Here is a 12751-nt window from a genome sequence, read left to right as displayed (position 1 = left end):
CCGGCCCGTCGCACGGCTGTCGTGACGCTGGCCGATAGGACGCCGGCGCGACGGGCCGCGGCCGGCCGGCGCGCACGCCGTTCCGCAGTCCCCGCCGTCCGAGACGCCCATGTCCTCCGCCATCTCTCCGCTCGCGCCCGCCTCCTATCCCGCGCTGCCGCCGCTCGCCGGCGTGCGTCTCGCCACCGCCGCCGCCGGCATCCGCTACAAGGGCCGGACCGACGTGCTGCTGATGGCCTTCGACGAGGGAACGACGGTCGCCGGCGTGTTCACCCGCTCGCTCTGCCCCTCCGCGCCGGTGGAGTGGTGCCGGGACCGGCTGGCGGGCGGCCGCATCCGCGCGCTGGTGGTGAACTCCGGCAACGCCAACGCCTTCACCGGCAAGAAGGGGCGCGCGGCCACCAAGCGCACCGCCGAGATCACCGCGCCGGCGCTTCACTGCTCCGAGGACGAGATCTTCCTCGCCTCCACCGGCGTGATCGGCGAGCCGCTGGAGGCCGAGCGCTTCGGCGACGTGATGGACCGGCTGGCGGCCGAGGCCGGCCCCGACGGCTGGGAGGCCGCCGCCCGCGCCATCATGACCACCGACACCTTCCCGAAGCTCGCCACCCGCACGGCCGAAATCGGCGGCGTGGCGGTCACGATCAACGGCGTCGCCAAGGGCGCCGGCATGATCGCGCCGGACATGGCGACCATGCTGTCCTTTGTGGCGACCGACGCCGCCATCGCGCCCGCCGCCCTGCAGGGGCTGCTCGCCGCGGCGGTGGATCGCACCTTCAACTGCGTCACCATCGACGGCGACACCTCCACCTCCGACACGCTGCTCGCCTTCGCCACCGCCCGGGCCGGCAACGCGCTCGTGACGGAGGCCGGCGACCCGGCGCTTTCGGGCTTCGCCGCCGCGCTCGAGGACCTGCTGTCGGAGCTGGCGCAGCTTGTCGCCCGCGATGGCGAGGGCGCGCGCAAGTTCGTCACCGTCGAGGTCGAGGGCGCGACCAGCGACGCCTCCGCCCGCAAGATCGCGCTCTCGATCGCTAACTCGCCGCTCGTCAAGACGGCGGTCGCGGGCGAGGACGCCAACTGGGGTCGGGTGGTGATGGCGGTGGGTAAGGCCGGCGAGCCCGCCGACCGCGACCGCCTGTCGATCCGCTTCGGCGACATCCGCGTCGCCCACGAGGGCGAGCGCGACCCGGCCTATGACGAGGCCGTGACCTCCGCCTATATGACGAACCAGAACGTCACGATCGGCGTCGATCTCGGCCTCGGCGAGGGCCGCGCGCGGGTGTGGACCTGCGACCTGACCGAGGGCTACATCGCGATCAACGCCGACTATCGCTCGTGATCCATGCGGTTCGCGCAACCCGCTCTTAAGATGTGACGTGCTGAGATGACGGCGGACGCTCAAACGAAGCTTGTTCTTGTCGTCGCCTGCGCCCTCATCGACGCCGACGGCCGCGTGCTCCTCGCGCAGCGGCCGGAAGGCAAGTCGCTGGCGGGCCTGTGGGAGTTTCCCGGCGGCAAGGTCGAGCCCGGCGAGCGGCCGGAACAGACCTTGATCCGCGAACTGGCTGAAGAGCTGGGCGTCGTGGTCGAGGAGCCGTGTCTTGCGCCGCTCACCTTCGCGAGCCACCGCTACGAGACCTTCCATCTGCTGATGCCGCTTTACGTGTGCCGGCGCTGGACGGGGATCGTGACGGGCCGGGAGGGACAGGCGACGCGCTGGGTCCGCCCCGCCGCGCTCCGCGACCATCCGATGCCGCCTGCCGACGAACCGCTCATCGCGCACCTCGTCGCTTTGCTCTGACCCCATCTCCGGCGCGAGGCCGACGTCGAGAGCGGGGCGCGGGCATGCGGGGAATGGCGATGTGGGGGACGGCGCGGCGACGGCTGGCGCAGTTCGCGCAGGATGACGGCGGCGCCACGGCGATCGAATACGCCCTGATCGCGGTCGGGATCGCGGTGGCGATCGCGCTCACGGTCTACGAGCTCGGGGACGTGGTGCTCGCGAAGTACTACGACCGTCTCGCCAACGAGCTGCCCAAATAGCTCGGGCGCTCAGGCGGCGGGCGGCGCCGGTTGCGTCGGCGCGGCCGCCGTGGACAATGGCGGCCATGTCAGACACCCCCATCCGCCTCACCTCGATGGCCCATGGCGGCGGCTGCGGCTGCAAGCTCGCACCGGCCGTCCTGCAGGACATCCTGAAAAAGATGCCGGTTCCGGTCCCGGCCGCCGACCTGCTGGTCGGCGCGGAGACCTCGGACGACGCCGCCGTCTACCGGCTGAACGACCAGCAGGCGATCGTCGCCACCACGGACTTCTTCACGCCGGTGGTGGACGACCCGCGCGACTTCGGCCGCATCGCCGCCGCCAACGCCCTGTCCGACGTCTACGCCATGGGCGGCCGGCCGCTGTTCGCGCTGGCGCTGGTGGGCATGCCGGTCGCCACCCTGCCGGTGGAGGCGATCCAGGACATCCTGGCGGGCGGCGCCTCCATCTGCGCCGAGGCAGGGGTTCCGGTGGTGGGCGGCCACTCCATCGACACGCCGGAGCCGATCTACGGCCTCGTCGCCATCGGGCTGGTCCATCCCGACCGGGCGCTCCGCAACGCGTCCGCCCACAGCGGCGACCGGCTGATCCTGACCAAGGGCCTCGGCGTCGGCATATTCTCCGCCGCGCTGAAGAAGGGCGAGCTCAGGCCTAACGCCTACGCCGCCATGATCGCCTCCACCACGCGGCTGAACGCGGTCGGCGCGGAGCTTGCGGGGCTGGACGGCGTGCGCGCCATGACGGACGTCACCGGCTTCGGCCTGCTCGGGCACCTGCTGGAGATGTGCCGGGGCGCGGGGCTCGCAGCCGACATCGCGTTCGACCGCGCCCCGATCCTGCCGCACGCAGCGGAGCTGGCGCAGGCGGGCTTCTCCACCGGCGCCGCCACCCGCAACTGGGCCAGCTACGGCGCGGCGGTGACGCTGCCCGCGGACATCGCTCCGTGGCGCAAGGCGCTGCTGTGCGATCCCCAGACCAGCGGCGGGCTGCTGATCGCGGTCGATCCGTCCGCCGAGGCCGAGGTTCTGGAACGCTGCCGCGCGGCCGGCTTCGCGCAGGCCGCGGTCATCGGCGAGCTGCGCGACGGCGCGCCGGGCGTGCGGGTGGTTTGACGTCGATCTCCTGTTAGAAACCGTCTGGACGGTTTGTTTCGGCCTTGCTATCACCTGACCCCGAACGAGGCGGGGATCGGGGTCATGGCCATGTGGGGACAGCGCGGCGCGCGGGGCGGACGGCGGATCGGCCCCTTGGCGGCGGTTGCGGCGCTCGCCGTGGCGCTGCTCGGCTGCGACGAGAAAAAGCCGGACGCCGCCCCCGAAACGCCGCCGGTGTCGGTCGGGGTCGTCACCGTCGCGCCCGAAACCTTGCCGATCGCCAACGACCTGCCCGGCCGCATCGCGCCCACGCGCCTCGCGGAGGTGCGGCCGCGGGTGTCGGGCATCGTGGTGGCGCGGGTGTTCGAGCAGGGCGGCCACGTGCGTGAGGGCGACGTGCTCTACCGCATCGATCCGGCGCCGTTCCAGGTGCGGGTGGACGGCGCCCGCGCCGCGCTCGCCCGCGCCGAGGCCGCCCGCGCGCTCGCCCGCGAGCAGGCCGACCGCCAGACGCAGCTTCGGGAGCGTCGCATCACCAGCGACCAGCTCTACGATTCCGCCGTGGCCGAACTCGCCCAGACGGACGCGGACGTGGCCGCCGCCCGGGCGGGGCTCGCCGCCGCCGAGCTCGACCTGCAATACGCCGAGGTGCGCGCGCCGATCGGCGGCCGCATCGGCCGGGCGCTGATCACCGAGGGCGCGCTGGTCAGCGCCGCCGACAGCCTCGCCACCATCCAGCAGCTCGATCCGATCTACGCCGACTTCACCCAGTCCGCGAACCAGCTTCTGGCGCTGCGCCGCGCCGCGCAGGCGGGGGCGCGCGCGGAAGGGCGCTCCGCCGACCGGGCGCTGGTGCGCCTGCTCTTCGACGACGGCTCGGCCTACGCCCACGAGGGGCGCTTCCTGTTCTCGGAGGCGGCGGTGGACGCCACCACCGGCCAGATCACGCTGCGCGGCGAGTTCCCGAACCCGGACGGCGATCTGCTGCCCGGGCTCTATGTGCGGGTGGAGATCGTGCAGGGCGAGCAGGCCAACGCCCTCGCCGTGCCGGAGCGCGCCATCCAGCGCGATCCCGGCGGCGCATCCCAGCTCTATGTGGTCGGGCCCGACAACAAGGCGGAGCTGCGCACCGTGCGCGCCGGGCGCCTCGTTCGGGGCCGCTGGGTGATCGATCAGGGCCTGAAGCCCGGCGACCGGGTGGTGGTGGAGGGGTTTCAGGCGCTGGCGCCCGGCGCCGCCGTGGACCCGCAGCCGTTCCGCCCAGACGCGCCCGCCGCCGCGGCGGCGCGCTGAGGAGCGGCGGAGATGTCATCCTTTTTCATCGGACGGCCGATCTTCGCTTGGGTGGTCGCGATCTTCATCATGATCGCGGGCGCGCTGGCGCTGCCGTTCCTGCCGGTGTCGCAGTATCCGAACATCGCGCCGCCCCAGATCGCCATCTCCACCAGCTATCCCGGCGCCTCGGCGGAAGAGATCTACCAGGGCGTCACCCGGCTGATCGAGGACGAGCTGAACGGCGTGCCGGGGCTGATGTACTTCGAGTCCACCTCGGACGCCGCCGGCCTGATCTCCATCACCGCCACCTTCCAGCCGGGCACGGAGGTGGGGCAGGCGGGCGTCGACGTGCAGAACCGGCTGCGCCGGGTGGAGGCGCGGCTGCCGCGCCCGGTGGTGCAGCAGGGCATTCTGGTTGAGGAGGCGTCGAGCGCCTTCCTGCTGGTGGTCTCGCTCACCTCCACCGACGGCGCGGTCGACGACGTCGGCCTGGGCGATTACCTCACCCGCAACGTGCTGAGCGAGATCCGCCGCATCCCCGGCGTGGGCAAGGCGCAGCTGTTCGCGACCCAGCGCGCCATGCGCGTCTGGATCGACCCCGACCGGATGGTGGGCCTCGGCCTCACCACCGAGGACATCACCGCCGCCATCGCCTCCCAGAACGCGCAGGTGGCCGCCGGCCGCGTCGGCGCCCAGCCGAACCCCGTCAGCCAGGAGGTCTCGGCCCCGGTGCTGGTGAAGGGCCAGCTCAGCTCGCCGGAGGAGTTCGCCGCCATCGTGCTGCGCGCCAATCCGGACGGCTCCACCGTGCGCCTGCGCGACGTGGCGCGGGTCGAGATCGGCGGCGAGGACTACAATTTCGCAAGCCGCCTCGACGGCCGGCCCTCCGCCGCCATCGGCGTGCAGCTCTCCGCCACCGCCAACGCGCTCGCGACCTCCAAGGCGGTCGCGGCCAAGATGGACGAGCTCGCCGGCTTCTTCCCCGCCGGGCTGAAGCACGAGATCCCGTACGACACCGCGCCCTTCGTCGAGGCGTCGATCGAGAAGGTGCTGCACACGCTGCTGGAGGCGGTCGCGCTCGTCTTCGTGGTGATGTTCGTGTTCCTGCAGAACATCCGCTACACGCTGATCCCGACGCTGGTGGTGCCGGTGGCGCTGCTCGGAACCTGCGCGGTGCTGCTGACGGCCGGCTTCTCCATCAACGTGCTCACCATGTTCGCCATGGTGCTCGCCATCGGCATTCTGGTCGACGACGCCATCGTGGTGGTGGAGAACGTCGAGCGCATCATGGCGCAGGAGGGGCTTCCGCCGAAGGAGGCCACACGCAAGGCCATGGGCCAGATCAGCGGCGCCATCGTCGGCATCACGCTGGTGTTGACCGCCGTGTTCGTGCCCATGGCGTTCTTCCCCGGCGCGGTCGGCGTGATCTACCGCCAGTTCAGCCTGACCATGGTGGCCTCCATCCTGTTCTCGGGCTTCCTCGCGCTGTCGCTGACGCCCGCGCTCTGCGCCACCTTCCTGAAGCCGATCCCGAAGGGCCACCACGACAAGCGCGGCCTGTTCGGCTGGTTCAACCGCCGCTTCGACGCGGCCTCCCGCGGCTACCGCGGCGCGGTGCGCGTCGCCGTGGGGCGGATCGGCCGGGTGATGGTCGTCTATCTCGCGCTGCTGGCCGGGCTCGGCTGGAGCTTCGCCCAGTTGCCGTCGGCCTTCCTGCCGGCGGAGGATCAGGGCTATCTCATCGTCGACATGCAGGCCCCCTCGGAGGCGAGCGGCACCCGCACGCTGGAGGTGGTGAAGCAGGTGGAGGCTGTGTTCGCCAAGGAGAAGGCGGTCGCCGGCGTGTTCGCCATCTCGGGCTTCTCCTTCTCCGGCAACGGGCAGAACGCGGCGCTCGCCTTCGTCACCCTCAAGGACTGGAGCGAGCGCGGCGCGGACGACGGCGCCGAGGCGATCGCCGCCCGCGCCAATGGCGAGCTGTTCCAGATCCGCGACGCGCAGGTGTTCGCGCTGTCGCCGCCGCCGGTCGAAGGGCTCGGCAACTCGACGGGCTTCACCTTCCGCCTGCAAGATCGCGGCGCCCGCGGCCACGCGGCGCTGGCGGAGGCGGCCGGCCGGCTCATGGCCGCCGGCGCGAAAAGCCCCGTCCTCGCCGGCCTGCGCATCGAGGGCCTCGCCAACGCGACGCAGCTCCATGTGGTGATCGACCGCGAGAAGGCGAACACCTTCGGCGTCAGCTTCGCCGACATCAACGCCACGCTGTCGGCGAGCCTCGGCTCGTCCTATGTCAACGACTTCCCCAACGCCGGCCGCATGCAGCGCGTGACCGTGCAGGCGGACGCTGACCGGCGCATGCAGGGCGACGACCTGCTCAACCTCAACGTGCGCAACGCCGGCGGCGGCATGGTTCCGCTCTCCGCCTTCGCCCGGGTGGAGTGGGCCAAGGGCCCGGCGCAGATCGTGGGCTTCAACGGCTATCCCGCGATCCGCATCGCCGGCGACGCCGCGCCGGGGCACTCCTCCGGCGAGGCGATCGCGGAGATGGAGCGGCTCGCCCGCGCGTTGCCGCCGGGCTTCGGCTTCGAGTGGAGCGGGCAGTCGCTGCAGGAGATCCAGTCCGGCAGCCTGGCGCCCATCCTGCTCGGCCTCAGCGTGCTGTTCGTGTTCCTGCTGCTGGCGGCGCTCTACGAAAGCTGGTCGATCCCGCTCGCGGTCATGCTGGCGGCGCCGCTCGGCGTGATCGGCTCGGTGCTGGCGGTGACGCTGCGCGACATGCCGAACGACATCTACTTCAAGGTCGGCCTGATCGCGATCATCGGCCTCGCCGCCAAGAACGCCATCCTGATCGTGGAGTTCGCCAAAGACCTCCGCGCCGAGGGCAGGCCGCGGCGCGAGGCGGCGATCGAGGCCGCCTTCCTGCGCTTCCGGCCGATCGTGATGACCTCGCTCGCCTTCATGCTGGGCGTGACCCCGCTCGCCATCGCCAGCGGCGCCAGCGCCGGCAGCCAGAACGCCATCGGCACCGGCGTGCTGGGCGGCATGTTCACCGCCACCGTGCTCGCGGTGCTGTTCGTGCCGGTGTTCTACGTTACGGTGCTTGGCCTGTTCTCCGGGCGGGAGAAACCGCCCGCCGCCGCGCCCGGGGAGCCGAAACCGTGAGCGACGCCCATCGCCGCCGCAAGCTGCCCGCGGAGGTGCGGGCGCAGGTGCTGGACGTGGCGGCGGCGCTCTGCGTGGAGCGCGGCCTGTCCGCCATGACGCTCGAGGCCGTGGCGCGCCGGGCGGGGGTGAGCAAGGGCGGGCTGCTGCATCATTTCCCGAGCAAGCAGGCGCTGCTGGAGGGCCTGAGCGACGAGCTGCTGGCGGATTTCGACCGCCGCATCGACGCCTTCGCGGCGGAGGACCCTGAGCCGCGCGGCCGGTTCGCCCGCGCCTATCTGCTGGCGAGCGTGGCGTTCGAGGGCGAGCCCTGCGGCTGGAACGGGCTCGCGGCCCTGATGATGGGCGACGCGTCGCTCCGCGTCCGCTGGACCGACTGGATGGAGGCGCGGCTCGCCCGGCCCGACGCCGCGGAGGCGACCGCCGAACTCGCCATCGTCCGCTTCGCGGCCGACGGCCTCTGGCTCTCCGACCTGATGGGCGCCTCCGCCGCCCTCCGCCCCCGCCGCGCCGCCCTGATCGACGCCCTGCTCGCCCTCACCCGCGTGGAAGGCGCGGGCCAGGACGCGGGCTCATAAGGCGTTGATCCAGCGCTGCGTCGCGGCGAGCTTTGGGGCTGCTCATACGCCGCGGTCTTGCACGCAGGCGCGAACGCTCTCGGTGTCCCTCGGGGTCAAGCCCGCGGGCCGACAACGGCCTGTCGGCGATGACCGCAGCCCCCGGCGGAACGTCCGCCAGCAGCGTCGCGGCGACCGGCGCGTCGTCGGCCTTTCCGGAACCGCCACAGGATCCCGTTGATCACCCGCCGGTTGTCGACCCGCGCGACCCCCCGGGAGGTCCGAGGCGGCGGCGGCTTGATGATCCGCCACTCCTCGTCCGACAGTTCGTGTCGTCGCATGTCCATCTCTTTCGAAAGAGACGGACTGAGCGCCCGCTCGAAAACGGAGCCTGCAGATGGGGACGTGACCCAAGCCTGCTCGCTCCACGCGGGGCCGTGACGCCTTGCGCGACAGGAGGGGGGCTCGTTAAGTTTTACGATCAGCTAACAGCCAAAATGATAGCGTGCCGCCGCAATGTCGCGCCAGCGAGCGGTGGGGGCAGGAGCTCAGTATGCCGAAGACAAGACGAACGACGAAGACCCCCATCGCCGAGCCGGCTCCCGCGTCGCCGGCGCCGGAACCGACTTCAAGTCAGAGGAACTGGAGCAGCGCCACCCGAGATGAGCTGGTGCTTGAGGGCAAGCGACTGCTCAAGCAGCGCAATCTCGTTCGGCAACAGCGCGATCAGCTGACGGAGGAGCTGGGCGCCCTGAAGCGGCGCATCGACGAGCTGGAGGCGCGGAACGTCACGCTCGCGGCCGCCAAGGCGGAGGCGTCGACGAAGCTCAGCGCCGCGGCCCGCAGCAAGGTCTCGGACAGCCTGGCGACGGTGCAATCGGCGATCGCGGCGTTGTACGCGGATCTGGGGGTCCCGGAGCCTGCGCCGCAGGCGGAGGCCAGCCCGGTGGAGTCCGCGATGAAGCTGTTCGGCTTCGCCAACTTCTTCAAGGGCGAGACGACGCGCCGCGCGAAGGCCGGCCAGGTTCAGGACAAGTACGCGGCCGGCAAGAACCTGACCATTCTCGAGCAGGAAATTCTCGCGCAGCGCCACGCCCCGCTGTTTCACCGGCGCAAGGTCGACCGCGTGACGCCTCCGCCGTCGGTCGCTTTCGTGACGGTAGCGAACGACAAGTTTCTGCCCGGCCTCATCGGCCTGCTGCTTTCGCTCAAAAGCACCTATCCCGACATTCAGTCGCCCGTTCATGTGTTCCATGACGGAACGCTGACTGAATTCACCCAGACTTGGCTGTCCTCCATCTACCCGGCGATTCACTTCGATACGCCGGATATGGACTGGCTGGTGCTCGAAACCCAGAGCAGCGACAATCACAAGCGTATCGGCAAGCTCGGCTACATGAACTTCGTGGGCCTCACGCTCGACCAGTACGAGCGCGTGATCCTTCTCGACTCCGATGTTCTTGTCATTGACGATATCAGCGCGCTTTGGGAAGGCGACGCCCAGGATTTCCGGGCCTGCTACGACTGCGGCGACCGCGAGTATGTCGCCATGTCCGCCTACACGGGCGCCTTCATCATAAACAGCGGCGTCATTTCCATCCCCCGAAGCCATCTCGGAGCGGAGGCGTTCTCCCAAGCTCAGGACATCGTGCGGTCGTCTCTCGCGCCGATTGACGATCTGATTGATCGCTTCGCCGACCAGAAGTCGTGGAACATATACCTGCGTGACAAATCAGTTCGGATACTTGAGACGAATTACAACACCAACATCAAGTATGCGATCCGATATCTCGAAGGCAACACGCAGTCCATATCGATCATCCACTTCGCCGGCCCGAAGCCGTGGAACAACAAGGACTACCTGCACGAATCCCTCGTGACGCCGGTGACGTCGCGGGCGCTGTCCTATCCGAAAATCTGGACCGATCTGTTTCGGAAGCTCTACTACGAACACCGCCTCGAAGCCTTTACGTCGGACGCGCGCCGCAACCGGTCGCAGCCTGTCAGGCAGACCATGGAGGGCGGCGTGAAGACCTGCGTCCTCATTGGAAACGGCCCGTCGATCGCCGACACGCCGCTTGAGCTTGTGAGCCATCTGGAGCGGTTTTGCTTCAACTGGTTCCTGCTGCACAAGGATTTCGAGGACATCGCGCCGGACCACCTGGTGTTGGCGTCGCACATGTTCTTCGGCGGATGGAACGTGCAGCAGCCGGCTTTTCCGGAAGGCTATCTTGAGCGTCTGCGCTCATCGCGCCATCGCCCCGTGCTCTGGACCTCGTATTATTATAAGCCGCTCTTCGACAGCCTTGGTCTGTCGGACCAGTTCGAGGTCAATTACCTTCTCTTCGAGAAGCCCTTCAAGCGCTTCATGGACAATCTCGGAAACACGACCGCGGACGCGAGAGGGTTTCTCGACGATGGCCGCACGGGCGTGCTCAGCTTCGCGTGTCCGATCGCACGGTCGCTGGGCTTCGACCGCGTGGTCCTTGTCGGATGCGACAGCAATTACAACAACACCGCGCAAGGCACGAATTACTTCTACGATGAGAAGCTTCACACCTCTCTCTCGACGCGTGGAGCGTCCCTGACGTCGACGTGGCAAGCGGACGGCGCGGGACATTTCGCCTATGAGGTGATGCGCGCGTCCCTCGCCCGCGACGGCGTTGAACTCGTGGACGCGACGATCGGGGGAGCGCTTCACCTTCCCAAAATGACCCTCCACAGCGTGGTGCAGGACGCCGCGGGCCGCTCGAGCGCGATGGTCGAGGACACATCGCTTTGACGTCTGGCGCCGTGGCGGCGAGGCTGTCCCGACGCGGGGTCCTCGCCGCCGGCGTCGCCTCAGCGATGTGGGCGGCGCGGGTCTCCGCGGCGCCCGCGGCGGTCGACGTCACGGACTTCGGCGCGGACGCGAGCGGAGGCGAAGATGCGTCGACCGCTTTCGAGCGCGCCCTTCACGCCGCCATGCGCTCAGGCGCGCCGTTGAGGCTGCCGGAGGGGACGTTTCGCCTGGACCGCTCCCCACGGCCTCCCACGGGGGAGACCGACTGGAGCGGGCAGGCCGTCTCGATCGAGGGCGCCGGCGCGGCGCGGACCATCCTCGCCGCCGGCGGACTGCTGGGGCCGTCCGGCGTGTCGACGCCGATCCTCCGGCTTGACGGCGCGGGGTCCGTTCGTCTGTCGGGGCTCACGTTCGATGGCGGCTTCGACGCCGCCCCGCCGCGGCTGGCCAGGCCGGACGGCGAGAGGGCCAGCCTGCTGGAGATCCACCACGCGGAGTCCGTGCTGCTGCGAGACGTCGCCACCCGGCGGAGCGCGCACGGCCGCCTTCCGTTCCGCGGCGATCTCGCCGAGCTGGGCCGCAGCGGGCCGGCCTCACTGGTCGCCTGCGGCTACGTCCGGATCGAGAGCGGAGCGATCGCGTTCCCGTCCTTCGGCGACGGCTGGTGGCTGATCGATTGCGAAACCGTAGACGTCCGGGGCCTCAGCTATGACGGCCCCGAGGAACTTGTGCCGGGCGCCGTTTCGACGCCGCTCAACGTCGTGGGTCCGAAAACCGGGGCGATCGTCTTGCGCGACTGTCGCTTCGCCCGGGCGCGCGGCTCCGCCGTGAACCTCGGTGGGCGGGGCCCGGTCCATGTGAGCGGCTGCGAGTTCCGGGGCCTGATCGGCGAAAGCAATATGGTCGAGGGCGACCCCTCGCGCCGGCCGGGGCCTCGCGCCTTCGGCAAGGGCGTTGATCTCGGCTCCGAGCATCAGGAGGACCTGTTCCCCGATCATCCCCCGCTCGACGACGTGCTGATCGAGCGCTGCTCCTTCCTGGACCTGTTCAGCTACTCGCTGCGGCTGGTCAAGCGGGCCTCGACGCCGGCGTCCAACGTCCGGATCCGGGAGAACCGTTTCGACAACGGCTTCCGCGGCGTGGAGCTGATAAACGTGCGGCGGGCGGTGATCGAACGGAACCGTTTCTCGCGGATCATCAAGTACACGCCGTCGAGCGCGGCCATGGGCCGTCCCCTGCTCATAAGATCCTGCTCCGACATCGAGGTGCGAGAGAACGAGTTCGACGGCGAAGCCGAAGCGCGGTTCCGCACCCTCCAGGACGGGGACGACGCTCCGCGCCAGAGCGATGTCGGGATCGACCTGTCGAACTCGCGCGATGTGTCGATCGGGAGCAACACGTTCTACGGCTTCGCGCGCGCCCAGGTGCTCGTCCACAACCGGCGGGGCGACACGCCGGACATGACGCGGGTCCGCGTGTCCGGCAATCGGTTCGCGCGCCCCCGGAACGCGGATCGATCCTGGCGCGCGGTCGCCGTCCGAGGCTCCCAGGACGGCGTGACCGTGGACGGAAACGTGGAGGAATCCACCCCGCGCGACAGGCGTTGAACGTCGGACGGGTTGACGTTCCGGAAGTTCAGTTTGTTGATTTTCGAGAACGGTGACCGGTTTTCATCGCCTTCAAAATCCAGTCGAACCTCCGATACGGCGCAGCCCGCAAGGGTGGAAAGGATGAGCCGCTACAATCCTCTGCGCGCGCCGACATGGATGACGCCGCCCGGCCGAAAAGACCCTAGACCTTCCGGCGTTCGGCCTGAAACGACAGGCCGAACCGCATGG

9 protein-coding genes and 1 pseudogene are annotated in these 12751 nt (G+C 69.9%); 9 read left to right on the top strand and 1 reads right to left on the bottom strand.

The window, feature by feature from the left end; all coding sequences use genetic code 11:
* The first annotated feature begins 109 nt into the window (after nt 1-109).
* From argJ to ACFQ4O_RS01370, 7 genes are all read left to right on the top strand, one after another.
* Nucleotides 110-1342 (top strand): bifunctional glutamate N-acetyltransferase/amino-acid acetyltransferase ArgJ, encoded by a 1233-nt coding sequence (argJ, locus tag ACFQ4O_RS01400; RefSeq protein ID WP_378773827.1) that lies wholly within the window; start codon nt 110-112, stop codon nt 1340-1342.
* 45 nt (nt 1343-1387) lie between these two features.
* A complete protein-coding gene (locus tag ACFQ4O_RS01395) occupies nt 1388-1804 on the top strand; it encodes a (deoxy)nucleoside triphosphate pyrophosphohydrolase (RefSeq protein ID WP_378773825.1) in 417 nt (138 codons plus the stop codon).
* 53 nt (nt 1805-1857) lie between these two features.
* Nucleotides 1858-2046 (top strand): Flp family type IVb pilin, encoded by a 189-nt coding sequence (locus tag ACFQ4O_RS01390; RefSeq protein WP_378773824.1) that lies wholly within the window; start codon nt 1858-1860, stop codon nt 2044-2046.
* 65 nt (nt 2047-2111) lie between these two features.
* Nucleotides 2112-3158 (top strand): selenide, water dikinase SelD, encoded by a 1047-nt coding sequence (gene selD / locus ACFQ4O_RS01385; protein ID WP_378773823.1) that lies wholly within the window; start codon nt 2112-2114, stop codon nt 3156-3158.
* Between the two features lie 84 nt (nt 3159-3242).
* Nucleotides 3243-4433 carry an efflux RND transporter periplasmic adaptor subunit gene (locus ACFQ4O_RS01380; RefSeq protein ID WP_378773822.1) on the top strand — a complete coding sequence of 397 codons (1191 nt, stop codon included), beginning with the start codon at nt 3243-3245 and terminating at the stop codon, nt 4431-4433.
* Between the two features lie 12 nt (nt 4434-4445).
* A complete protein-coding gene (locus ACFQ4O_RS01375) occupies nt 4446-7574 on the top strand; it encodes a multidrug efflux RND transporter permease subunit (protein WP_378773821.1) in 3129 nt (1042 codons plus the stop codon).
* Complete coding sequence (locus ACFQ4O_RS01370) at nt 7571-8152, top strand: TetR/AcrR family transcriptional regulator (protein ID WP_378773820.1); 582 nt, start codon at nt 7571-7573, stop codon at nt 8150-8152. Before ACFQ4O_RS01375 ends, ACFQ4O_RS01370 begins: the two co-directional genes overlap by 4 nt.
* 188 nt (nt 8153-8340) lie before the next feature.
* Here the strand turns inward: ACFQ4O_RS01370 and ACFQ4O_RS01365 are convergent.
* Nucleotides 8341-8478 (bottom strand): annotated as a pseudogene (locus tag ACFQ4O_RS01365) (transposase); the annotation flags it as partial.
* Between the two features lie 206 nt (nt 8479-8684).
* On the opposite strand from ACFQ4O_RS01365, the gene ACFQ4O_RS01360 reads away from it, so the two are divergent.
* Nucleotides 8685-10913 carry a glycosyltransferase gene (locus ACFQ4O_RS01360; protein WP_378773819.1) on the top strand — a complete coding sequence of 743 codons (2229 nt, stop codon included), beginning with the start codon at nt 8685-8687 and terminating at the stop codon, nt 10911-10913.
* 200 nt (nt 10914-11113) lie between these two features.
* Nucleotides 11114-12520, top strand: a complete 1407-nt coding sequence (locus tag ACFQ4O_RS01355; RefSeq protein ID WP_378773818.1) for a right-handed parallel beta-helix repeat-containing protein — start codon at nt 11114-11116, stop codon at nt 12518-12520.
* The last annotated feature ends 231 nt before the right edge of the window (nt 12521-12751 follow it).

The sequence above is a fragment of the Methylopila musalis genome, from assembly GCF_042679725.1.
Taxonomy (GTDB): Bacteria; Pseudomonadota; Alphaproteobacteria; order Rhizobiales; family Methylopilaceae; genus Methylopila; species Methylopila musalis.
This window is presented reverse-complemented; position numbering and strand designations above follow the sequence as displayed.

What these genes read in the sequence shown, in the direction of transcription:
- ACFQ4O_RS01375 (WP_378773821.1), top strand. Translation starts at nt 4,446, where the DNA reads ATGTCATCCTTTTTCATCGGACGGCCGATCTTCGCTTGGGTGGTCGCG.
- ACFQ4O_RS01380 (WP_378773822.1), top strand. Translation starts at nt 3,243, where the DNA reads ATGGCCATGTGGGGACAGCGCGGCGCGCGGGGCGGACGGCGGATCGGC.
- argJ (WP_378773827.1), top strand. Translation starts at nt 110, where the DNA reads ATGTCCTCCGCCATCTCTCCGCTCGCGCCCGCCTCCTATCCCGCGCTG.
- ACFQ4O_RS01390 (WP_378773824.1), top strand. Translation starts at nt 1,858, where the DNA reads ATGGCGATGTGGGGGACGGCGCGGCGACGGCTGGCGCAGTTCGCGCAG.
- ACFQ4O_RS01360 (WP_378773819.1), top strand. Translation starts at nt 8,685, where the DNA reads ATGCCGAAGACAAGACGAACGACGAAGACCCCCATCGCCGAGCCGGCT.
- ACFQ4O_RS01395 (WP_378773825.1), top strand. Translation starts at nt 1,388, where the DNA reads ATGACGGCGGACGCTCAAACGAAGCTTGTTCTTGTCGTCGCCTGCGCC.
- selD (WP_378773823.1), top strand. Translation starts at nt 2,112, where the DNA reads ATGTCAGACACCCCCATCCGCCTCACCTCGATGGCCCATGGCGGCGGC.